We start from the raw sequence: 23,741 nt of genomic DNA on the forward strand, positions 1-23,741 counted from the left end.
GTGGCTCCTTGGTTTCCTCATGTACCGGGCGGTCTGCGCCGCCTCGGCACGGGTTTCGTCGGGGACTGCAACGCGTCAGTAGGAGAAGGGGTAGAGCTTCCAGTAGGCCTTGATAAGCCGCCAGCGGTGGGCGAGGCCGTCCGGCTCGAAGATCAGGAACAGGATGATGGTGGCGCCGATCAGCATCTCGCGCATGTAGGTGATGCCATCCTTCAGGTGCAGCGCCTGGTCGATGGCCGAGCCTTGCAGCGCGGAGGCGAGCCAGCCGGTGGCCTCGGGCAGCAGCACCATGAACACGGTGCCCATCAGCGAGCCCATGATGGACCCGAGCCCGCCGATGATGATCATGCCGAGGAACTGGATGGAGAACAGGATATCCAGCCCTTCGACCGACATGAAGCCCACATAGTGCGCGTAGAGCGCCCCGCCGATGCCGGCATAGAAGGACGAGATGCCGAACGCCATGGTGCGATACTTGGTGAGGTTCACGCCCATCATCTCGGCGGAGAGATAATGGTCGCGTACCGCGATCAGCGCGCGTCCGTCGCGGCTGCGCATCAGGTTCGTGGCACCGATGTAGCCGACCACCACGAAGAACAGCACCACGTAGAAATAGCGCGCATCGCCCGAGAGGTCGTATCCGAACAGGGTGAAGGGCGCGGCGATGGCGCCATGGGTGCCGCCGGTAAACCACTCGGCGCGTACGAAGAAGTCCTGCAGGATGAACTGGGCGGCGAGCGTCGCGATGGCGAGATAGAGCCCCTTCACCCGTGCCGCCGGCAGGCCGAAGATGAGGCCCACCACCGTGGTCCACAGCCCCGCCAGAACGATGGCGAGCGGCACCGGCACGCCCTTGTCGGCGAGGAAGGCCGAGGCGAAGCCGCCAAAGCCGAAGAACACCGCATGGCCGATGGAGATTTGGCCGGAAAAGCCGACCAGGATGTTCAACCCCAATGCGGCGATGCCGAGATAGCCGATCTGGATCATCAGGCTCAGCACGTAGCGCGAGGCGAACAGCGGCGCGCAGCACAGGGCCACGATGGCGAGGATGATGAAGATCAGCGTCAGCCGCGTCTGGAAGATGGTCTGGTCGGCCTTGTAGCTGGTGCGATAGTCGCCGCACGGCCGCATGGTGGTGAGTGCCATGGCCTCAGACCCTCTCGATGTCGCGGGTGCCGAACAGCCCGTAGGGCTTGATCATCAGGATGATGATCAAGGCGTAGAAGGGGATAATCTCGTAGAGATTGCCCCACTTCAGATACTGGCTGTCCACGTATTGCCCGAGGTTTTCCAGTAGGCCGACGATGAGGCCGCCCACCACCGCGCCGAACACGCTGTCGAGGCCGCCGAGGATGACAGCCGGGAACACCTTGATGCCGAAGTAGGAGAGGGCCGACGACACGCCGTTGACGATGCCCACCACCACGCCTGCGACCGCAGAGACCGCCGCCGAGATGCCCCACGAGAGCGCAAACACCTGGCGCACCGAGATGCCGAGCGACTGCGCCACCTGCTGGGAGAAGGCGGTGGCCCGCATGGCGAGGCCGAGGCGCGAATATTTGAAGAACCAGGCGAAGCCCGCCATGATCGCGAGGCTGACGCCCGTGGACATGAGATAGGCCGTCTGCACCTGCAGCCCCAGGATGTTCACCTGCGCCACCGGGAAGATGGGCGGGAACGGCTGGGCGAAGGTGCCGAACATCCACTTCATCAGCGCCTGGAAGAAGATGGAGAGGCCGATCGTCACCATGATGACGGAGATGATGGGCTCACCGATGAGCGGTCGCAGCACCACCATCTGCACGGCGATGCCGAACACCATCATGAAGCACACCGCGATGAGGAAGCCCCAGAAGAAGGGGATGTTCCACGCCGTGAGGAGCCACCAGCAGGTCCAGGCGCCGATGAGCAGGAACTCGCCCTGGGCGAAGTTCACCACCTGCGAGGCCTTGTAGATGAGCACGAAGCACATGCCAACGACGCCATAGAGCGTGCCGATGATGAGCCCGTTGATGATGAGCTGAAGCAGGAGCTGGGATTGCATCAGACGGGCTCCCTCACGATGAAGTTCAAACGGAAGGTGCCCATCACGCCGCCCTCCTCTTGCCGTCGTCCTTCACCGGCGGCGGAGCGCCGAGATCGATGACGTCGAGCTTGGTCTTGATGCGCTGGCGGGTGCCGTCTTGGAAGGTGATGGTGGTGTCCACGTCGATCACCTTCTGCCCCTCGTACATGGCGTCGATGATGGTGCCGTAGCGCTCGTTGATGACGCCGCGGCGCACCTTGCGGGTGCGGGTCAGCTCCCCGTCGTCGGCGTCCAGCTCCTTGTAGAGGAGGAGGAAGCGACCGATGCGCTGCTTTTCGGCCAGCGTCTTGTTCACCGCCTCCACTTCCTTCTTCAGCAGCGCGATGACTTCGGGTTTGGCCGAAAGATCGGTATAGGTGGTGAAGGCGATGCGGTTCTTCTCGGCCCACTTCGAGACGATGGAGAAGCGGATGCAGATGAGCGCCGCGAGGCTGTCGCGCCCGTCGCCCAGCACCACGGCCTCGGCCACGTAGGGCGAGAACTTCAGCTTGTTCTCGATGTATTGCGGCGAGAACCGGTCGTTGTGCGACGTCTTCGCCATGTCGCGGATGCGGTCGATGACGACGAGATGGCCCTTGCCGTTGAAGAAGCCGGCATCGCCGGTGCGCATCCAGCCTTCCTCGGCGAAGGACTTCTTGGTCTCCTCGTCGTTGCGGAAATAGCCGGTGAACATGTTGCCGTGGCGGGTGACGACCTCGCCGAGGCCGTTGGGATCGGGGTCGTCGATGCGGATCTCGACGCCCTCGAACGGCACGCCCACCGTGTCGAAATCCACGTCGCTTTCCTTGTGCAGCGTGTACGCGCCGAGCAACTCCGTCTGGCCGTAGAGCTGGCGCATGGGCACGCCCAGCGCGAGGAAGAAACGGAAGGTGTCCGGCCCCAGCGCCGCCCCGCCGGTGGCGGCGGATTTCAGGTGCGAGAAGCCGAGCCGATCGCGCAGCGCACGGAACAGGATGAAGTCGGCGAGCGGCGAGCGGCGGCCCTCGTCCAGCGCCTTCAGGCCGAGCTTCATGCCAAGGTCGAACATGCCGCGCTTGAGGGCGGAGGAATCCATCATGCGCGAGCGCACGTCGGCGGCGATCTGCTCCCACACGCGGGGAGCGAACAGCACGAAGGACGGGCCGATCTCCCGCATGTCGGCCATCAGCGTCTCCTGCTCCTCCACGAAGTTCACCTTCATGCGGGAGATGAGTGCCTGACCGAAGGCGTAGATCTGCTCCATGATCCACGGCATCTGCAGAACACTGACGTATTCGTCCGTGGGCAGGCGCGGGTCCATTTCCAGATAGGCCCGGCAATGCCGCAGCAGGGCGCCGCCGGTGAGCATGGCGAGCTTGGGGTGGGAGGTGGTGCCCGAGGTGGTGCAGAGGATGGCGACATCTTCCCCCTTGCCGGCATCCACGAGGCGGTCGTAGGCGGCGGCATCGCGGGCGGCCATTTCCGCCCCGCGCTTCTCCAGATCCTTGAGCGAGATCAGGCGCGGATCGTCGTATTTGCGGATGCCGCGGGGGTCGGAATAGACGATGTACCGGACGGTGGGGATCTTCTCCTCAAGGGAGAGCAGCTTGTCCACCTGCTCCTCGTCCTCGGCGAAGATCACCGCCACGTCCGCATAGGTGACGAGATAGGCCACCTCGTCGGCCAGCGCATCGCGGTAGATGCCGAGGGACATGCCGCCCAGCGCATGGGCAGCGATCTCGCCCATCAGCCATTCCGGCCGGTTGTCGCCGATCAGGCCCACGACGTCGCCGCGGGCGACGCCCAGCGTGGTGAGTCCGAGGGTCATGTCGCGCACGCGTGTCGCGACCTCGCCCCAGGTGTAGGAAATCCAGATGCCGAGGTCCTTCTCGCGCAGCCACGTCTCGCCGGCGTGGGCCTTCGCGTTCAGCCGCAGCAGCTTCGGAAGGGTGTCGTGGACCGTGACGTCCGGATAGGCGGGAACGGGAGCCATGGTGCGCCTCAGCCTTGCCGCATCACGCGGACACGGCGGCGGGCGCCGCCTCTTCGATCTCAAGATCCTCCTCACCGAGGTAGGCCTTGCGAACGTGCGGATCGGCCAGCACGGCGGCGGGCTCGCCCTCCACCAGCTTGCGGCCGAAATCGAGCACCATCACCCGGTGGGAGATGTCCATCACCACGCCCATGTCATGCTCGATCATGATGATCGTCATGCCCCATTCCTCGTTGAGATCGACGATGTAGCGGGCCATGTCCTCCTTCTCCTCGAGGTTCATGCCCGCCATGGGCTCGTCGAGGAGAATGAGCTTGGGCTCCAGCGCCACTGCGCGGGCGAGTTCGACGCGCTTGCGGAGCCCGTAGGAAAGGGTTCCGGCGGTGGCCTTGCGGACGTGCTGGATGTCGAGGAAGTCGATCACCTCCTCCACCTTGCGACGATGCTCCAGCTCTTCCTTCTGGGCGCCGCCGATCCAGTAGAGCGCGCCGGTGAGGAAGTTGTTCTTCAGGAGATGATGGCGGCCGACCATGATGTTGTCGAGCACGCTCATGTGGCTGAACAGCGCGAGGTTCTGGAAGGTGCGCCCGATGCCGATTTCCGCGCGGCGGTTGGGCTTCAGCTTGGTCACGTCGGCGCCATCGAACACCACGCGGCCGTCGCTCGGCGTGTAGCGGCCGGAGATGCAGTTCAGCATGGAGGTCTTGCCGGCGCCGTTGGGGCCGATGATGGAGAACAGCTCGCCCGGACGCACATGGAAGCTCACGTCGGACAGCGCCTTGAGGCCTCCGAAGCGGAGCGAGATGTTCTGCACATCAAGCAGGGCAGACACGCCCGTTGCAGCCCCGGCCGAAGCGGCAGGTAGCGACATGGTCCCCTCCCTATCCCGCATCGCGGGTTTGGCTTCTATGAGCCGCTATCTCATATTATGAGACGCTAATTAACATCATTATCGAACGACCGTTTGAATCTTTCAAGAGCATCTTTCTGCAATGGAGAAAATTATTGCGATCTCACCAAAAACGTCTCACATATTGAGACATGTCTTCTTCTTCAGATATGGATGTCGCCTCGCCCAGGGGGGCCCAAAGCCTTTCCCGTGCTGTGTCCGTGCTGCGCGTCGTGGCGGCGGCGCCGACGCAGGGCGCGCGCCTTGCCGAGCTGGTGAAGGGCACCGGACTGTCCAAGGCGACGGCGCATCGCCTGGCGGCCGCGCTCGTCCACGAGGGCCTGCTCGCCTACGATCCGGCCAGTCGATACTATTGCCTCGGCCAGTTCCTGCTGGATGCCGGAAGTCGCGCGGGCGGGGCGGCAGCCGGCAGCGTGGCCGAAGCCGATCACGCCCCCGACCCGAGCCTGTACCAGCGGCCGGAATACCGCGGGGAAGCGATTGCCCTCGCCCATCTGCTCTGCGACCGGCATCTGCCCGGCAAGCGCGCGCATCCGGCCATGATCCACGAAACCGTTTCGGGCCAGACATCGGAACTGAGCTTCGGCAAGCTCGCGGAATATTCCGCCCGCTTCGCGCGCGTGCTGGCATCCGTGGGGGTCAGGAAAGGCGACTGCGTGGCAGTCATGTTGCCCAAGGGGGTCGAGCTGGTCATCGCCGCCCTGGCCATCTGGCGCGTGGGCGCAGTCTACATGCCGCTGTTTTCCACCTATGCCACGTCGGCCGTGAACTCCCGGCTGGAATCGGGGGAGGTGAAGGCCATCGTCGCAACCCGCACGCTCGTAGACCGGGCTCGGAATTATATCGATTCCTCAACCCCTGTATTCCTTATCGAGGGGGAGCAAATCAACAGAATTGACGGTATCGTCAAGCAATTCTGGTCGTCGATATATTCTTCGGAGCCGCTGGATGACGTCGAGGTATATGGAGAAAACGATCCATTCATAATGACATATTCGCCCAAATCGATAGCAGCAAAATTGGGCTTGATGATACCGGTGCGGGCGCTGGCTGAATTCGAGCAATGCATGCGCGTCGGGCTCGATGTCCGGGACGAGGACGTCTACTGGAACATGGCGGACCAGGGGTGGGAGTACGGGATCTTCTATGGTCTTGTCGGGCCGCTGCTGATCGGTTGCTCGATCCTGTTCTGCGATGGTCCCTATGACGTGTCACAGGGCTATCGCGTCCTGTCCAAGTTCCGCGTGACCAACCTCACGGCGGCACCGTCCCAGATCAAGGCGTGGCGGCGCAGGGACCTCACCCGGGCACCGAACCGGCTCGCGCTACGGCTGGTTTCGGTCTGCGGAGAGCCGCTGCCGCCCGATCTCGTTTCCTGGGTCACGCAGAAGCTGGAAGTGCCCCTCGTGAACCAGTATGGGCAGCGGGAAACGGGGATGATCATGGGCATGCGGCATGATCCGCACAATCCGGGCTCCCTCGGCCATGCCTCGGTCGGTCGGATCGCGGCGGGGTTTTCCCTCGTGGTTCTCGACCCGGACGGCGCCGTGCTCGGCGCGGGGGCGGAGGGCACGCTGGCGATCGATGTCCGGCGTTCGCCCTTGTTCTGGTTCCGCGGCTACCGGCAGGACGATCCGGGCACCCAGGCGCGGTTCAGGTTCGGCGACGATTATTTTATCCTCGGAGATACCGGCCATATCGATGCGGACGGCTTCGTCCACTACAGCGGGCGCGCATCCCACGCGATCTCCATGCAGGGATGACGGATGCCAGGGCCGCTGGCCCGGCGAGATAAAAAATCGAACGTTCTTTTCAATCTGGCCAAGCGCTGGCTCTTGCCGCAAGATATCGTTCCATCTGGCGGCCGGGAAGCTGGTTCGCCATCGTGGTTTCCGTCCGGACCGGGTTTCGACGTCAGCTTCTGCGCCGATTGTGCCGAGTCCGGACCTTGAACGTTCGAAGGCAATGGCGCGCACCATCGGTTCCAACGGCGCACGCACCGCGGAAGCCATCCGGCAGGCGGGCGTCAAGCTCATCTACAGGCACGGCTACGAGGCCATGAGCCTGCGCCAGCTCGCGGCCGAGGTGGGCCTGCAGTCCGGCTCGCTCTACAAATATTTCGACAACAAGCAGTCCCTCCTGTTCGACATCGTGCGCGACCACATGGAGGATCTGCTCGCCAAGGCCGAGGCGGACCTCGCCGGGGTGGAAGATCCGCTGGCGCGCCTCAAGGTCTTCTGCGCCTTCCATCTGCGCTACCACATGACGCGGCTTGCCCACGTCTTCATTGCCAACATGGAGATCCGCAGCCTCGACGAGGCGCACCGCGCCGTCGTGGTGGGCCTGCGCCGTCGCTATGAGGGGCTGCTGGAGGGCATCCTGCGTCAGGGGGTGGAGCTAGGCGTGTTCGAGACGCGCGAGCCAAAGGTCGCCACCTACGCCATCATCTCCATGCTCACCGGCATCTGCATGTGGTACCTGCCCGGCGGCCGGCTGAGCCAGGACGAGATCGTGGATACCTATACCGCGCTCGTCATCGGCGGCGTCACGGGCGGGGCGCCGCTTCCGGCGGCTCTCGAGGCTCCCCACGCCGCGCCCCTTGCTGCATCGGCGGAACCGCCGGTGCGCGAAAAGCCGGCGCGCAGGGCGGCCGCCGCCATCCCAAAGGCCGCGCGGGCTTGATGGGGAGGTCGAGCCTGGCGCCCGGAATGACAGCGCGAAAGCCCTTGCGCCGGGATTAAAAAAACGTACGATCGTTTCCAAGCCGGCAGCGACCGGCGCCGAGGGAAGACGTCCGAGCCGCCGTGCGCTTATTGCGCCGGCATTGGCGCGCCCCTTTGTGCGCCCTGTTGCCGGATCGCGAGAGCCGGGCTCCTTCAGGATCATCCATTCCTGTGGAGGTCGTTTCTTTTGAGGCGAGAGGGCGTGTGCAGCCGGCGGATCATCGCGCCGGCGGCCGAGCGCCCGGGCATTGGGGGCGAGAGCGCTCATGGCGATCATCGAGGATGCGGTCGACCGCCGCTCCGACGCATTCCGCCGCAACCGGGAGGCGCTGGAAGCCTCCGTTGCGGAGCTTCGGTCCGTCGTGGAGAAGGTGGCGGAAGGCGGCGGCGCCGTCGCCCGCGAGCGCCACCTGAAGCGCGGCAAGCTGTTGCCCCGGGACCGCATCCGGACCCTGCTAGACACCGGCTCGCCGTTCCTGGAGTTCAGCCAGCTCGCCGGCTACGGCATGTATGACGACGAGGTGCCGGCCGCCGGCATCATCACCGGCATCGGCCGCGTCTCGGGGCGCGAATGCGTCATCGTCGCCAACGACGCGACGGTGAAGGGCGGCACCTATTTCCCCATGACGGTGAAGAAACACCTGCGCGCCCAGCGGGTGGCGCAGGAAAACCACCTGCCTTGCATCTATCTCGTAGATTCCGGCGGCGCCAATCTGCCCAACCAGGACGAGGTCTTCCCCGACCGCGAGCATTTCGGCCGCATCTTCTTCAATCAGGCCAACATGTCGGCCGCCGGCATCCCGCAGATCGCGGTGGTGATGGGCTCCTGCACGGCGGGTGGGGCGTATGTGCCGGCCATGGCCGACCAGTCCATCATGGTGAAGAACCAGGCCACCATCTTCCTCGGTGGCCCGCCGCTGGTGAAGGCGGCGACCGGCGAAGTCGTCACCGCCGAGGAACTGGGCGGGGCGGACGTCCACACCCGCACCTCCGGCGTCGCCGACCACATGGCGGAGAACGACGCCCATGCGCTGGGCATCGCCCGCTCCATCGTGGCCGATCTCAACACCACCAAGGCCCATTCCCTTGACATCCGGGAGCCCCGCGCGCCGCTCTACGACGCCAAGGAGATCTACGGCATCGTCTCCGCCGATCCCAAGCAGCCGTTCGACGTGCGCCAGATCATCGCCCGCATCGTGGACGGCTCCGAATTCGATGAGTTCAAGCCGCTCTATGGGCCGACGCTGGTGACGGGATTTGCCCGCATCTTCGGCTATCCCGTGGGGATCATCGCCAACAACGGCATCCTCTTCTCCGAGAGCGCGCTGAAGGGCGCGCATTTCGTGGAACTGTGCTGCCAGCGCAATATTCCCCTCGTCTTCCTCCAAAACATCACCGGCTTCATGGTGGGGCGGAAGTATGAGGCGGGCGGCATCGCCAAGGACGGTGCGAAGTTCGTCACCGCCGTGTCCTGCGCGTCCGTGCCGAAGTTCACGGTGGTGATCGGCAATTCCTTCGGCGCCGGAAACTATGGCATGTGCGGACGAGCCTTCGATCCGCGCTTTCTGTGGATGTGGCCGAATTCCCGCATCTCGGTGATGGGCGGCGAGCAGGCGGCGAACGTGCTGGCACAGGTGAAGCGCGACGGCATCGAGGGCCGTGGCGGCAACTGGCCGCCTGAGGAAGAGGAGGCTTTCAAGGCCCCCATCCGCCACCAGTACGAGGTGCAGGGCCACCCCTATTATTCCTCTGCCCGGCTGTGGGACGACGGGGTGATCGACCCGGCCGACACCCGCATGGTGCTGGCGCTCGCTTTGTCCGCCGCCCTCAACGCCCCAGAGCAGGAGACGCGCTTCGGCGTGTTCCGCATGTGATGGCAACGTCCAGCCCCGGCCTCACCACAGCCGTCGAAGATGGCGTCGCCATCCTCACCCTCGACCGACCCGAGGTGCGCAACGCCTTCGATGACGCGCTGATCGCCGCGCTGACCGAGGCCTATGAGGCGGCCATTGCAGACCCGGCCGCCGTCGCCATCCTGCTGCGCGCCAACGGGCCGGTCTTCTGCTCCGGCGGAGACCTCAACTGGATGCGGCGCATGGCCTCCTATTCGCCGGAGGAGAACCTCGCCGATGCCATGGGCCTCGCGAAGCTCATGCGCACCATCGATCTCTCGCCCAAGCCCACCCTCGTGCGCATCCACGGTTCAGCCTTCGCCGGAGCGACCGGGCTCATCGCGGCGAGCGACATCGCGGTGGCGGTGCCGGAGGCGGAATTCGCCGTCACCGAGGTGCGCATTGGCCTCATCCCGGCGGTCATCAGCCCCTATCTGGTGCGGGCCATGGGCGCGCGGCAGGCGCGGCGCTATTTCCTCACGGCCGAGCGCTTCTCGGCGGTGACCGCGCGGGAGCTGGGCCTCGTCCATGAGGTGGTTCCGGCGGAGGAGCTGGACGCCGCCATCGCCCGCCACCTCAAGGCGCTGAAGTCGGCCAGTCCCGCTGCGCTCGCCGCCACCAAGGCGCTCGTCGCTGCCGTGGACAAGCCCCTCGACGACCACGTCATCACCGACACCGCCCATCGCATCGCCGACCAGCGCGCCAGCGCTGACGGCCGCGAGGGCGTCACCGCCTTCCTTGAAAAGAGAAAACCCAATTGGGGGGCCGCATGATCCGTCCCATCCGCACCCTGCTCATCGCCAATCGCGGCGAGATCGCCGTGCGCGTGATGCGCACAGCCAAGGCCCTCGGCCTGCGCACCGTGGCCGTCTATTCGGAGGCGGATGCGAACGCGCTCCACGTGGCGATGGCGGACGAGGCCTATCCCATCGGCCCGGCGCCGGCGCGCGAGAGCTATCTGCGCATCGACGCCATTCTCGAGGCCGCGAAGAAGAGCGGGGCGGATGCGATTCATCCCGGCTACGGCTTCCTCTCGGAAAACGCCGCCTTCGCTGACGCTTGCGAACAGGCGGGCATCGTCTTCGTCGGCCCGCCGGCCTCGGCCATCCGCGCCATGGGCTCCAAGAGTGCCGCCAAGGCGCTGATGGAAAAGGCCGGCGTGCCCCTCGTGCCCGGCTATCACGGCGAGGACCAGGATGCGGGCCTGCTCGCCCGCGAGGCGGCGCGCATCGGCTTCCCGGTGCTCATCAAGGCCTCGGCCGGCGGCGGCGGCAAGGGCATGAAGGTGGTGCGTTCGGCGGAGGACTTCCCCGAGGCCCTCGCCTCCGCCCAGCGCGAGGCGAAGAGCGCCTTCGGCGACGACAAGGTGCTGGTGGAGAAATATCTCACCACCCCGCGCCACATCGAGGTGCAGGTCTTCGCCGACAGCCACGGCAATTGCGTCTACCTGCATGAGCGCGACTGCTCCATCCAGCGCCGCCACCAGAAGGTGGTCGAGGAAGCCCCCGCACCGGGCATGACGCGGGAGCGCCGCGCCGCCATGGGCAAGGCGGCGGTGGATGCGGCCAAGGCGGTCGGCTATCGCGGCGCCGGCACGGTGGAATTCATCGCCGAGGGCGAGCATTTCTATTTCATGGAGATGAACACCCGCCTCCAGGTGGAGCATCCGGTGACGGAGGCCATCACCGGGCAGGACCTCGTGCAGTGGCAGATCCGCGTCGCGCAGGGCGAGACGCTGCCGCTGGCGCAGGAGGAAATTCCGCTTGAGGGTCACGCCATCGAGGTCCGGCTCTATGCGGAGGATCCCGCGCGGGACTTCCTGCCCCAGGTGGGCCGGCTGGACCATCTCGTGCTGCCGTCCCACCTCGACCACACGCGGGTGGATACCGGCGTGCGGGCGGGGGATACGGTCTCCATTCACTACGATCCGATGATCGCAAAGATCATCGTCTCCGGCGCCGACCGCCTGGAGGCGGTGCGGCGGCTGGAAGCGGCGCTCGCGGCCACCGAGGTGGTGGGGCTCGCCACCAACCGGGTGTTCCTGAAGGCCATCGCGGCCCATCCGGCTTTCGCTGCAGCCGAACTCGACACCAATTTCATCGCTCGGCACCAGGACGTTCTTCTGCCCGCGCCGCAGCCGGTGGACGACACCGCGCTGGCGCTTGCCGCCCTCTTCGTCCTCAAGGAGGAGGCGCGCCAGTCGGCCGAGGCGGTGGATGCGGCCGATCCCTGGTCGCCCTGGGGCCTCGCGCCCGGCTGGCGGCTCAACCGCGACGCCCATGTGGATCTCACGTTTGCCGACCGCGAGCGCCGCATCGACATCCGCGCCCATTTTCGCCCCCACGGCTTTGTCCTCGCCCTGCCGGGCGGCGACATGGCGGTGGAGGGAGAGGCTGAGGCGGACGGCAGCCTGCGTGCCCGCCTCGACGGGGTGGCGCTGTTGGCGCGAGTGATCCGCACCGGCAACCGCCTCACCGTGTTCGTGCGCGGCGGGGAATATGCGGTGGATTTCATCGACCCGCGCCTCGCGTCGCAGGCCGCTACCGGCACCGCCGGCCGGCTCGTCGCGCCCATGCCCGGCACCATCATCCGCATCGCAGTGGAGGAGGGGCAGGAGGTGACCAAGGGCGCCGCCCTCGTGGTGGTGGAGGCGATGAAGATGGAACACACCGTCGCCGCCCCGCGCGACGGCAAGGTGAAAGCGCTGAAATTCGCCGTGGGCGACCTCGTGGACGAGGGCGCCGAGCTTCTGGTTCTGGAGGACGCCTGATGGCCCGCCCCGCATCCGTCCGCATCGTCGAGGTCGGTCCCCGCGACGGGCTGCAGAACGAGCCCGGCATCGTGCCCCTGGATGCCAAGGTGGCGCTCATCGACGCCCTCGCCGACGCCGGGCTGAAGATGATCGAAGCCGGCTCCTTCGTCTCGCCCAAGTGGGTGCCGCAGATGGCGGACACCGCCGAAGTGCTGGGCGCCATCAACCGCCGGGCCGGCGTGCGCTACACCGTGCTGGCGCCAAACCTGAAGGGGCTGGAACTCGCGCTAGCCTGCGGCATCGAGGAGGTGGCGGTGTTCACCGCGGCCTCTGAGGCCTTCACCCAGAAAAACATCAACTGCACCATCGCCGAGAGCCTGGAGCGCTTCACGCCCCTCATCGACCTCGCCCGCGCCCGCGGCGTCGCCGTGCGCGGCTATGTGAGCTGCGCGCTTGGATGTCCCTATCAGGGCGAGGTGCCGGTGGCGAAGGTGGTGGAGGTGTCGGAAGCCCTCACCGCCATGGGCTGCTACGAGGTGTCGGTGAGCGACACCATAGGCGTCGGCACGCCCGACAAGGCGCAGGCGGTGACCGGCGCGGTCGCCGAGCGCATCGGCCTCGAGCGCACCGCCATCCATTTCCACGACACCTACGGGCAGGCGCTGGCCAATGTGCTGGCCTGCCTCGATATCGGCGTCGCGTCCGTGGATTCGGCCGTGGCGGGGCTCGGCGGCTGTCCCTATGCCAAGGGCGCGTCCGGCAATCTCGCCACCGAGGATCTGGTCTACATGCTGAATGGCCTCGGCATCGAGACCGGCGTGGACCTTGACCGCCTCGCGGCGGCCGGGCGGGCCATCACCGCGGCGCTCGGCCGCACGCCCGCCTCCAAGGTGGCGCAGGCGCTGGCCGCCAAATGCAACTGAGGCGGCGCCGGTGGCAATGGTTGCCCATATCCCGTAACCTTAACGGCAGTTGAAGGGGGCGCTCCGTTGCCTTGACGGGATGCAGCCCCTAACTGTCGCAAAGTGAAACCGGCGCAGGGTCTGCCGGTCAGTCCGGGATCGCGCTCATGCCCGCGTCGAATGCCGCTTTGACCGTTTCGGGGCGTGCCGTGCGGCGGCTCGCGGTGGCGACTTTTGCGATTGCCGCTGTTGCCGCTCCCTCGGCTGCGCAGGAGCTGACGCGCCTTTATGCGCCGAAGCCGCCCACCGGCTCGGCATATGTGCGTGTGGTGGACCTTGCCGCGAGCGGGGCGCCCATCGGGATCGGAAGCGCCGCTGCGGCACCTGTTCCCGCTGGCGACACCGCCACCATCTACCGCATCGTGAAGGGCGGCGCGCCCCTCTCCGTCAGCCTCGCGGGTAAGCCCGCCGAGGGCAGCATCGTGCCGCCGGCCGATGCCTTCTCCACCGTCATCGTCCCGACCAGCGGCCCGGCGGTGGTGATTGCCGACCCCACCGAGGGCCGCAACGACCTCAAGGCGCAGCTGCGCGTCTACAACCTCGTGCCCGGCTGCGCGGCGAGCGTGGCGGTGTCGGACGGCGGCCCCGTCGTGTTCGAGGGCGTCGCCACCAACGACACCCGCCAGCGCGCCATCAATCCCATCGAGGCGGTGCTGGCGGCTTCCTGTGGGGCGGCGGTGTCGCAGCCGCTGAAGCTGCCGCCGCTGAAGGCGGGTGACCATTACAGCCTGTTCCTGCTGCCCGGTGCCAACGGGCCGAAGCTGGCGGGACAGCGCGACGAGACCGAGCCCTATCGCGGTCCGGGCAACTGATCCGGCCCCATGGTCTTCGCCTCCGACAGCTTCCTCTTCCTGTTCCTGCCGGTCTTCCTCATCGTCTATGCGCTGACGCCCGGCATGGCGCGCAACGTCGCCATCCTCGCCTTTTCCTGGCTCTTCTATGCGTGGTGGCGGGCGGACTTCCTGCCGCTCATCGTCTCCATCGCCATCTGGTCGTGGGCGACGGGCCTGTGGATCTCCCGCGCGGAAGGGCGGGCGCGGGGCTGGGCGCTCTTCGTCGGCATCGTCTGGCCGCTCGCGTCCCTCATCTGGTTCAAATACGCCAACATGCTGGTGCATTCGACGGAGGTGCTCACCGCCTCGGTCTGGGGCTGGCCGGACGTGCTCCTGCCCATCGGGCTTTCCTTCTTCGTGTTCGGCGCCATCTCCTATTCCACGGACGTGTTTCGCGGGACGGTGAAGGCCGAGCCTTCGTTCGTGAACTATGCCACCTACCAGTCCATGTTCGGCCACCTCGTGGCGGGGCCGGTGGTGCGCTACGAATGGGTGGCGCAGCGCCTGAAGGAGCGCACCTTCCACCGCGCCGAGTTCATGTTCGGCGTCGAGCGCTTCATGCTCGGCTTCGCCCAGAAGGTGCTGATCGCCGATACGCTCGCCCCCATGGTGGATGCCGGCTACGCCATCGCCCATCCCACCACGGCGGACGCGCTGCTTGCCGTTACCGGCTACACGCTCCAGCTCTATTTCGACTTCTCCGGCTACAGCGCCATGGCCATCGGCCTCGGCCTCATGGTGGGCCTCAAGTTCCCGGAGAATTTCGACAACCCGTATCTTTCCACCTCGCTGGCGGAGTTCTGGCGGCGCTGGCACATCTCATTGTCGAGCTGGCTGCGGGACTATCTCTACATTCCGCTGGGCGGCAATCGCGGCTCCACCGGCCGGGTCTCGGCGAACCTTCTCATCACCATGGGCCTCGGCGGCCTGTGGCATGGTGCGAGCTGGACCTTCCTCGTCTGGGGGCTGTGGCACGGCTTCGGCCTCATGGTGGGCCGGGTGTGGAAGAATCTCGGCCTGCCGGGGACCGGAGCATTGGCCGGCCATATCCTCACGCTCGCCTTCGTCATGGTCGGCTGGGCGCTGTTCCGGGCGCAGAGCTGGAATGAGGCGAGAGTGATCTTCTCCGGCCTCGCCGGTGCCAACGGCGTGGCGCTGAGCCCGGCCATGGGCGCGGCCATCCGCCCGGTGGAGATCGCGACAGTGGTGCTGGGCATCGGCCTCGTCTATCTGCCGAAACTCATGCGCATCGACCCCTCCGCGCCCAATCCCGGCCATTGGCTTCGCGCCTGGGCGGCGCTGCCTTTGTTCCTGTTCGCCGTGCTGGTGCTGCAGGGACGGATGGTGGTGCCCTTCCTCTATTTCCAGTTCTGAGGGGGGACGATGCCGCATCTCGCCCGCGCCCTCGCAACCCTCGCCTTCCTCGCACTGATGCTGACCGGCCTCGGCTTTGTCGCCGCGCATCTGAAAGGCGAAGAGGCGCGCACCGCGCTCGCCGCGGCGGCGACCCCCGAGAATGCCCTGAACGGCCGCTTCACCGCCGTGCTCGACAAGCAGATCACCGCCGCCTTGCCCAAGCTGACGGGACTTGAGGATGTGCTCTCCGGCGTCGCCTACAAGGTCTTGGGCGATGCCGGCGATCTCGTGCGCGCGGGCTGCCCCGGCTGGCTATTCTACCGCGAAGAACTGATCGAGACGCCGCAGGCGCGGGCGAATTTCGAGGTCCGGCTGAAGATCGCCGCGAAGATCCGCGATGCGTTCGCGGCGCGAAATCTCGCCTTGGTGGTGCTTCCCGTTCCGGACAAGGCGCTTCTGGCGGCGGATCATCTGTGCGGCGCCTCCGTCTCCGGCGAGGCGCGCTGGCGGTCGGAGGCGTGGTGGGCGCAGAGCCGGGCGCTCGGGCTCGACCAGGTGGAGATCGCGCCCGGCTTTCCCGGCGCGGACGGCTTCCTGCGCACGGATACCCATTGGAACGTCGCCGGCGCGAAGCTCGCCGCCGGCCGCGTGGCGGAGGCCGTGCGCAAGCGCATTGGGCCGGGCACGCAAAAGATCAGCCTTTCGGAAAGCCCACCCAAGCCGCGCGTCGGCGACCTCATGCGCCTCGCCGGGCTTGAGCGCACCTATCGCTGGTCCGGCCCGCAGCCGGACCAGGAGCCCGAAGTGTCCGCCACCATCTCCCGCACCGGCGGGCTGCTGGATGACGTACCGGGACCGCAGGTGATCCTTGCCGGCTCGTCCTTCTCGCGCAATTCCGGCTTCCTCGAGTTTCTTCAGGCCGCCTCCGGCACCGAAGTCGCACAGAAGAGCCGCGACGGCTCCGGCTTTGCCGGCCAGCTTCTCGAACTTCTGATGGACGAGCCGCAGATTCTGGCTGAAACCCGCCTCGTGGTGTGGGAATTCCCCATGCGGGCGCTCACCCGGCCGCTGACGGATGTCGAACGCCGCTTTCTGGGAGATGCGAAATGACGACGTTTGCCGGCGCTGGACGCGCATTCACCCGCCGCCGCTTGCTGGCGACGAGCATGCTGGCGGGCGGCCTGATGGCGGTGGGCATGCTCGGTGCGCCGCTGCCGGCTGCGGCGCAGAACAGCGGCATCATCGCCGGCAAGGACGGCTGGCTGTTCCCGGGCTGGGAGAGCATCAGCGTCCTCAACCGCGCCGGCATCACCGCCAACGTCGCCCTGATGCAGGAGGCCAAGACGGCGCTGGCGACGCGCAACGTCACCCTGATGGTCATGGTCGTCCCCATGAAGGCGCCCTTCTACAAGGAGAAGCTGCCGGACGGGACGACGGTCTCCGCCGACGTCGCCGGCCAGTATGATTTCATCCTCGACCAGCTGAGGAAGGCCGGCATCGACACGGTGGACCTGCGCCCGGCTTTGAAATCGGTGCAGACCGGCAAGCAGACCAGCTTTTACCGCGCCGACTACCATTGGACCGCCTGGGCTTCCGAGGCGGCCGCGGATGCGGTGGCGCAGGCCATCAAGGCCAAGGTCGGCAAGCTCGCCGGCACCCCGCCCGGCGACAAGCTCGGCGAATGGGTCACGCAGCGCCATCTCGGTGATCTCGCCCAGCGCTTCCTCACACCGGACCAGCAGAAGCAGATCGGACCGGACCTCTATACTGTGCGCACGCCGGCGCCGGCCAAGACATCGCTGGTGGATTCCGCGCCCGCGCCGGTCCACATTATCGGCAACAGCTTCGTGCAGCCCTATCTCGGCTTTCCGCAGAAGCTGTCCAATGCGCTCGACCGGCCGGTGTCGCTGACCTGGAACCCGGGCAATGTCGGCCCATGGGCCACATTCCTCCAATACGTGACCTCGCCGGATTTCGCGAAGAGCCCGCCGCAGGTGCTGCTCTGGCAGTTCAACGAGGGGCCGTTCCACAGCGGGCCGCAGGCGACCGACCAGTGGGACGTGCCTTCGATCATGCCGCCCCAGACCTGGCGCGACCGCATGCTGGCGGCCGTGCGCCGGTAGGGTTTCGGTTAACATCTCCTGCCGAAGTATTAACGGTGCGCGAGGGAAACGCCCCTTGCGCGCCGTTTCCGTTTACGATTTCGCAAGAAACGGGTCACCAAAGTAAATGATCCGTTTACGGCATCCGATTATTGCATCTCGTTGTTAAGGTTAACTGGGGTTTAAGTAATCGCTGCCAAGGTGGGCCCATGACCACCGCGATTCACTTCCGTCCCTCCTCCGCGCCGACCCTCGACCGGGACCGGAAGAGGCTCCTGCGCGGCATCGCTATGGGCCTTGTGCTGGCGACGTCGATCGCAGCCCTGACGCTTTCAGCCGGACCGGCGGGGGCGCAGTCGCCCCAGCCATCTCCGGCACCGCAGGCCACCCCGGCACCGCAGCCACCGGAACTGACCGGTGCGGCGTGGGCGGCTGCGGATCGCGCCTATGCGGCCCAACGCGAGAAGAGATACGCGGACGTCGTGACCAATGCCCGCGAGGCGCTCAAGCTGCGTCCAGATGTGCCGCGGCTCTGGTTGCTGCTGATGGATGCGCTGGACGCCCAGGGCAAGACCGCCGAAGCGGTCGTCGCCGGCAACGCGGCCATCGCCGCCGGAATCACCGATCAGGCGCTCACGGCCCGGGTTCGCGCGCAGAGCCGCGTCCTGGCGCAGGAGCCCTCGGTCGCCGCCAACAAGGCGCTGGAAGCAGCCAACCCGAAGGCCGCCATCGAGCAGGCCCGCAAGGCCATCGCGCTGGTGCCCGACGACCTCAGCTATCGCGTGCTGCTGATCTACACCCTCCTCGCCGACGGACAGCTGGAGGCGGCCGACAAGGCAGCGAGCGAGGCGATCCAGGTGGATCCCCAGTCCTTCCTGCCGCGGACCCTGCGCGGCTACGTCCGGCTGCGCCTCGGCAAGGTGGCGGAGGCGGAACAGGATTTCGACACGGCGCTGAAGGATGAGGTGCTGTCGGGCCCCACCGCCCACGACGTGCGCCTGGTGATGGCGGACGCCGCCATCGCCGCGAACCACCCCCAGCGGGCGATCAAGCTTCTCGAAACGGTCGAGCCCGATGCCGCGGTGCAGGCGCGGCTGCGCGTCGCCCGTGCGCAGGAGCGCAATCCCAAGATCGTCCCCGCCAACGCGGCCCAGACGCTGCCGGTGCCGTTCCAGAAGTGCACCGACACGCCCTATGGCCCGTCCTGCAGCCTCATCCCCGCGACCACGCCGCCCGGCGGCGGGGTCAGCGACACCCCCGGCTACGATGCCGCGCTCGAGGCCTTCGGCGCCTATCGCGAGGGTAATGACAACCTCTCCGAGGCCCGCATCCGGGAAGCGCTGAAGGAAAACCCTGGCAATGCCCAGTGGCGGCGCCTGCTGATCGATTCGCTCGATCGCTCGAAGAAGTACAAGGAGCTGGACGTCGCCATCCGCGACGCCATCAGCCAGGGCGACAACGACCCCTCCCTGGTCGCCCTGCGCGCGGCCAACGACAAGCGCCTCGCCGAGCCGATGGCCGTGCAGGCCATCAAGGACATCGGCCGCGGCAAGGCCTCTACCGCCGTCACCTCGGCCCGGCAGGCGGTGGAGCGGGCGCCGGATGCGCTCATCTTCCGCATCGTCCTCATCGACGCCCTGATGGCGGCCAGCCAGTTCAAGGACGCCGAAACGGCAGCCTCGGGTGCCGTCGCGGACAATCCGAACGAGCCTCTGCCCCACATCCTGCGCGCGTGGCTGCTGCAGAAGACCGGCCAGCGCGACGAGGCGGCGCGCGAATTCGACACCGTGCTCAACAGCAACCTGCTGACCGACCTCGAGGAGCTGAACTACCGGCTCATCGCCGCCAATGCGGCCATGGCGGCCGGCAAGCCCGAGGACGCGCTCAAGGCGTTGGAGCCGCTCGACGCGGGCAAGAACAAGGAGGTCGGCGTCCTGCGCAAGCAGGCGGAGGCGCAGGTCAAGGCGCCCAACGCCGCGAAGCCCTCCCTCCAGCAGCCCGCCGTGCTGTGCCAGCCCACCAGCTACGGCGTCATCTGCTCGGTGTTCGCCAATCCGCAGATGCAGGCACCGGGCGTCGCCGGCCTCAATCCCGGCTCCCCCGGTTATGCTGCCGCCAGCGCCGCCTATGCCGCGTTCGCCCGCAAGGACTATGCGACCGCCATCACCGAGGCGCGCCGCGCGGTGGATGCGGAGCCGGGCAACCGCAATTATCAGACCCTGCTGCTCAACGCCTTGTCGTCGGCAGGCCGCTACGCCGAGGCCGAGGCGGTGGCGAGCCGGCTGCTGGCGGCGAGCCCGCGCGATGCCACGCTGCTGGTGCAGCGGGCCAATCTGCGCATGCAGGCGAAGGACTTCTCCGGCGCCGTCGCCGACTACAAGGCGGCGCTCGGTTCGCCCAACCTGCCGCCGGCCCAGGTGCGCATCGTGCGCCTTGGCCTCGCGGATGCGGCGCTCTCCGCCAAGCAGCCGGAGCTCGCCATCTGGGCGCTCCAGCCCTATGCCAACGAGGACAGCTACGAGGTGCAGGCTCGGCTCGGCTTCGCCTCCCTCGCGCTCGACGACAAGGAAGGCGCGCTTGCGGCCTTCAACCGGGCCGCGGCCCGCGCGCGCAACCAGCAGGAGCGCATGGCGATGCTCTCCGCCCGGCTCGGCGTGCTCTCGCAACTCGGCCGCAAGGACGAGGCACGGGAACTGTTCCAGGCTGCCTACAACAGCGGCGCCCTGCGGAACATGAAGCCGGTGGACCTCGCGGTGCTGGCGAGCCAGGCGGGCGAGGACGAACTCGCCTACGAATACTTCTCCGAGGCGAACAGCCGCTGGCGGCTGCGCGGCACCAACCTCATCAATGCCGCGTACAATGCGCGCCGCACCTATCACAACGCCGAGGCCGTCGATTACTTCAAGTCGGCCATCGACGAGGCGCGGGATGGCAAGCTCCAGCTCGACCCGCAATATCTCTTCGGCCTCCGGCGCGAGGTGGCCGAGCTGACCCGCACCTGGGGCGCCTATGCCTCGGTGAGCTACGGTCCGGTGGGCGTGGCGCCGGGCTCCTACCTCGTCCCGCAGACCTCGAATGGCGCCAACCACACGGTGGGTGCCGGCGGTGAAATCTACTGGCGCCCGCCGGGGATCGGCTATCGCGACGGCTCGATCTTCGAGCTGTTCGTGCGCGGCTTCGGCACGGTCTATGCGGACAACGGCGGGGCTACCGGCTTCGACACCATCCAGGGCTCCGTCGGCGCGCGCTGGAAGCCGTTCAAGACCGAGAACCTGGTGTTTGAAATCTCGTATCTCTTCCCGGTCGGCCAGTTCTCCCGCAACGATCTTCTGCTGCGCGCCGCCTATTCCAAGGCGGAAGGCACCGATCTTCGGGTCGACGTGGACAACTGGCGGGCATGGCAGATCTACGCCGACTACAATTACTTCGTGAGCCTGCCGGAGACGGTGGCCACCTTCGAAGGGCGCTACGGCCAAGCCTTCCGGATGGACGCCATCTCCGACCATCTGGTGCTGTGGCCCTATCTCGCCATCGGCGGCGGCTATGACACCGCCTATGCGACGCCGTTCGCCATGGGCATCGGGCCGGGCATTACCGCCCGCTACTGGTTCAACGAGGACGAATACACCGCACCGCGCTCCTACCTCGACTTCACGCTCCAGTATCGCTGGAAGCTTGCGGGCGACGACCGGGCCCAGGGCATCTTCGCCGGCGCTTTCCTCTCCTACTGAGCCGGGGAGAGGCAACAAGCGCGTGAGGGAACAAGGGCTTGCGCCACATCAAGGCGCAGGCCGGCCGCGGGCGGCATCGTCGCGGCATGATCTGCCCCGATACCAATACCCTCCTCGCCCGCTATGGGCAGCCGGTGCCGCGCTACACCAGCTACCCCACCGCGCCGCATTTCTCCCCGGAGGTCGATGCCGCGACCTACGCCCGCTGGCTCCAGGAGCTGCGGCCCGACGGCACGGTTTCCGTCTATATCCATGTGCCATTCTGTGCCGAGCTGTGCCTCTATTGCGGCTGCCAGACCGCCGTGGCGCGCAGCCGCACGCCGGTGAAGGCCTATGCCGACCGGCTGGTGGACGAGATCGGCCTCGTCGCCCGCCACCTGCCGGGACGGATGAGGCTCAGCCACCTGCATTTTGGCGGGGGCACGCCCACCATGCTCGCGGACGAGGACTTCGCCGCGCTCATGCTGGCACTGCGCGATGTCTTCGCCTTCGCCGACGATGCTGAGATCGCCATCGAGATCGACCCCCGGGTGATGGACGCGGACAAAGTGGCGGTGCTCGCCCGCGAGGGCTTCAACCGCGCCAGCCTCGGCGTGCAGGATTTCGACCCGACGGTGCAGGAGGCCATCGGCCGCCACCAGTCGCTGGAGGAGACGCAGCAGGTCGCCGACGCGCTCCGCGCGGCGGGCATTTCGGCGCTGAACCTCGATCTCATGTATGGGCTGCCGCATCAGGATCAGGCGTCCGTGCGCCGCACGGTGGAGGCGGCGCTGGCGCTCGATCCCGATCGCATCGCCGTGTTCGGCTATGCCCATGTGCCGTGGATGAAGAAGCATCAGGCGCTGATCCCCGAGGCGGCCCTGCCTGGTCCTGCCGAACGCCTTGCGCAGGCGGAGATGGTCGCCAGAATCCTGGCGGAGCATGGCTATCAGGCGGTGGGGCTCGACCATTTCGCCAAGGTGGACGATCCGATGGCGCGCCGCGCCGTCGAGGGCTCGCTCAAGCGCAATTTCCAGGGCTACACGACGGACGACGCGCCGGTTCTGATCGGCTTCGGCGCCTCGGCCATCGGGGCGATGCCCCAGGGCTATGTGCAGAATCTTCCCGCCACGCCCCAGTGGCACAAAGCGGTGGAGGCCGGGGCATTGCCCATCGCCCGGGGGATCGCCGTGAGCGACGAGGACCGGCTGCGGCGCCATGTCATCGAGCGCCTCATGTGCGACCTCGCGGTCGATCTCGACGCCGCGTGCCGAAGCTTCGGCTTCCCGCCGGAGACGTTCGCGGACGAGTTCGAGGCGCTGGAGCCCCTGATCGCCGACGGGCTGGCGGTGCGGCGCGGCACGGTCGTCGAAGTGCCGGAGGCGGCGCGGCCCTTCACCCGGGTGGTCTGCGCCGTGTTCGATGCCCGCCTCGTGGCGAGCCGGGCGGCGGCGCCGGAAAAGAAGCGGCACGCGGCGGCCGTTTAGGCTGGACAGCCCCGGACGCAGGTCCGGGGCTCAGCCCAGCGAACCAAATCCAATCAACTCAAGCCCACAAAAGAAAAGGCCCGCTGAGGCCGGGAGGCCGGAGCGGGCCAAGGGGGAACGCTGCTAATCGGAGAGAGCGCAGCGTGCCGGGGGAAGAACTCAGGAATTCAGGCGCTTCAGCGTCGCACCGTCCCGCAGCACCACGCGGCGCGAGGACGGCAGGGCGATGGCGGAAATCTCTTCGAGATGGGTGAGGGTGCGCGACACGGTCTCGATGGTGAGGCCGAGGAAGTCGGCGATGTCCTGCCGCGACATGGGCAGCGTCACCTCGATCCCGTTCGGACCCTGGCCCGCGCCGGCGCGCTCGGCCATGTCGAGGAGGAAGGTGGCGACCCGCTCCTGGGCGGTCTTGCGGCCGAGGACGAGCAGGTGATTCTGGGCGCGGCCAAGCTCGGCCGCGGTCAGCGCCCACAGGGCATGGGCGAGTTCCGCGTCGTCGGAGGCGCGGGAGAACAGGATCGAGCGCTTCACCCGCACGATCTTGCATTCGCTCACCGCCTCGGCGGAGAAGCGATGGCGGCCGGTCATCTCCCAGCCGAACACGTCGCCGGGCAGGCAGAAGGTCTCGATCTGGCGCCGGCCATCGCCGAGCAGCTTGCAGATGCGCACCGCACCGGACAGAACAATGTAGAGGTTTTCGGCCGGCTGATCCTCGCCGAAAATCTCGGCGTTGCGGGCATAGCTCGCAACCACTCCGAGGCGCGCGACCACTTCGGTGGGGGTTCGCGTGTCAGCCTCCTCGGTCCAGCGATGGGCGGGCCGTGCGGAAGCCATGGGTTCAGCGTAGGACTTGCTGCTGTAGGCCCGGGGCTGGGCATAGGTCTTGTGGGCGATCGCTGCTGCGGGGCTCGGCATCGGTTGACCCTTCCATCGGAGTTGAGAAAGGGATAACCGGCGGAACGCACGGGAAAAATTCG

At 67.0% G+C, this 23,741-nt stretch carries 17 protein-coding genes; 12 read left to right on the forward strand and 5 right to left on the reverse strand.

The features are described from left to right. Positions 1-75: 75 nt before the first annotated feature. Genes ACT535_RS08975 through ACT535_RS08990 form a run of 4 tightly spaced genes read right to left on the reverse strand, consistent with a single transcriptional unit; the run spans position 76 to position 4,908 of the window. Positions 76-1,146: a branched-chain amino acid ABC transporter permease gene (locus tag ACT535_RS08975; RefSeq protein ID WP_476364113.1), complete on the reverse strand. Its 1,071-nt coding sequence runs from the start codon at positions 1,144-1,146 to the stop codon at positions 76-78. A 4-nt stretch (positions 1,147-1,150) separates the two neighbouring features. After that, positions 1,151-2,044, reverse strand: a complete 894-nt coding sequence (locus tag ACT535_RS08980) for a branched-chain amino acid ABC transporter permease (RefSeq protein ID WP_168458607.1) — start codon at positions 2,042-2,044, stop codon at positions 1,151-1,153. Positions 2,045-2,087: 43 nt separating this feature from the next. After that, positions 2,088-4,037, reverse strand: a complete 1,950-nt coding sequence (locus ACT535_RS08985) for an AMP-binding protein (RefSeq protein WP_476364114.1) — start codon at positions 4,035-4,037, stop codon at positions 2,088-2,090. Positions 4,038-4,059: 22 nt separating this feature from the next. Continuing rightward, a complete protein-coding gene (locus ACT535_RS08990; protein ID WP_210254439.1) occupies positions 4,060-4,908 on the reverse strand; it encodes an ABC transporter ATP-binding protein in 849 nt (282 codons plus the stop codon). 188 nt (positions 4,909-5,096) lie between these two features. Here ACT535_RS08990 and ACT535_RS08995 point away from each other — a divergent pair, with 188 nt between their 5' ends. The 12 genes from ACT535_RS08995 to hemN all read left to right on the forward strand — a co-directional run bounded on the left by ACT535_RS08995 (position 5,097) and on the right by hemN (position 22,764). Beyond that, positions 5,097-6,710, forward strand: coding sequence for an AMP-binding protein (locus ACT535_RS08995; RefSeq protein ID WP_476364701.1), 1,614 nt, complete (start codon positions 5,097-5,099; stop codon positions 6,708-6,710). A gap of 202 nt (positions 6,711-6,912) precedes the next feature. Beyond that, the gene (locus ACT535_RS09000; protein ID WP_476364115.1) at positions 6,913-7,629 is read left to right on the forward strand and encodes a TetR/AcrR family transcriptional regulator; all 717 of its coding nucleotides are present in this window, start codon (positions 6,913-6,915) and stop codon (positions 7,627-7,629) included. Between the two features lie 307 nt (positions 7,630-7,936). Further along, a complete protein-coding gene (locus tag ACT535_RS09005) occupies positions 7,937-9,544 on the forward strand; it encodes a carboxyl transferase domain-containing protein (protein ID WP_168458603.1) in 1,608 nt (535 codons plus the stop codon). Then, the gene (locus ACT535_RS09010; protein ID WP_476364116.1) at positions 9,544-10,335 is read left to right on the forward strand and encodes an enoyl-CoA hydratase/isomerase family protein; all 792 of its coding nucleotides are present in this window, start codon (positions 9,544-9,546) and stop codon (positions 10,333-10,335) included. Before ACT535_RS09005 ends, ACT535_RS09010 begins: the two co-directional genes overlap by 1 nt. Beyond that, complete coding sequence (locus ACT535_RS09015; protein WP_476364117.1) at positions 10,332-12,332, forward strand: acetyl/propionyl/methylcrotonyl-CoA carboxylase subunit alpha; 2,001 nt, start codon at positions 10,332-10,334, stop codon at positions 12,330-12,332. Before ACT535_RS09010 ends, ACT535_RS09015 begins: the two co-directional genes overlap by 4 nt. Further along, entirely contained in the window at positions 12,332-13,237 is a 906-nt protein-coding gene (locus tag ACT535_RS09020; RefSeq protein WP_476364118.1) for a hydroxymethylglutaryl-CoA lyase, read from the forward strand. The genes ACT535_RS09015 and ACT535_RS09020 overlap by 1 nt, the downstream gene beginning before the upstream one ends. Positions 13,238-13,383: 146 nt before the next feature. Continuing rightward, positions 13,384-14,088, forward strand: coding sequence for an alginate O-acetyltransferase AlgF (locus ACT535_RS09025; RefSeq protein WP_476364119.1), 705 nt, complete (start codon positions 13,384-13,386; stop codon positions 14,086-14,088). A gap of 9 nt (positions 14,089-14,097) precedes the next feature. Next, on the forward strand, positions 14,098-15,483 hold the full coding sequence (locus ACT535_RS09030) for an MBOAT family O-acyltransferase (RefSeq protein ID WP_476364120.1): 1,386 nt from the start codon (positions 14,098-14,100) through the stop codon (positions 15,481-15,483). A gap of 9 nt (positions 15,484-15,492) precedes the next feature. After that, positions 15,493-16,575 (forward strand): alginate O-acetyltransferase AlgX-related protein, encoded by a 1,083-nt coding sequence (locus tag ACT535_RS09035; RefSeq protein ID WP_476364121.1) that lies wholly within the window; start codon positions 15,493-15,495, stop codon positions 16,573-16,575. Further along, positions 16,572-17,588, forward strand: coding sequence for an alginate O-acetyltransferase AlgX-related protein (locus ACT535_RS09040; protein WP_476364122.1), 1,017 nt, complete (start codon positions 16,572-16,574; stop codon positions 17,586-17,588). The genes ACT535_RS09035 and ACT535_RS09040 overlap by 4 nt, the downstream gene beginning before the upstream one ends. Positions 17,589-17,776: 188 nt before the next feature. Next, positions 17,777-21,298 (forward strand): NfrA family protein, encoded by a 3,522-nt coding sequence (locus ACT535_RS09045; RefSeq protein WP_476364123.1) that lies wholly within the window; start codon positions 17,777-17,779, stop codon positions 21,296-21,298. A gap of 38 nt (positions 21,299-21,336) precedes the next feature. Beyond that, positions 21,337-22,764, forward strand: coding sequence for an oxygen-independent coproporphyrinogen III oxidase (gene hemN, locus ACT535_RS09050; protein WP_476364124.1), 1,428 nt, complete (start codon positions 21,337-21,339; stop codon positions 22,762-22,764). Between the two features lie 159 nt (positions 22,765-22,923). On the opposite strand, the gene ACT535_RS09055 is transcribed toward hemN, so the two are convergent. Further along, positions 22,924-23,679 carry a helix-turn-helix domain-containing protein gene (locus tag ACT535_RS09055; protein ID WP_168458595.1) on the reverse strand — a complete coding sequence of 252 codons (756 nt, stop codon included), beginning with the start codon at positions 23,677-23,679 and terminating at the stop codon, positions 22,924-22,926. Positions 23,680-23,741 lie beyond the last annotated feature (62 nt).

The organism is Xanthobacter sp. DMC12, assembly GCF_056314105.1.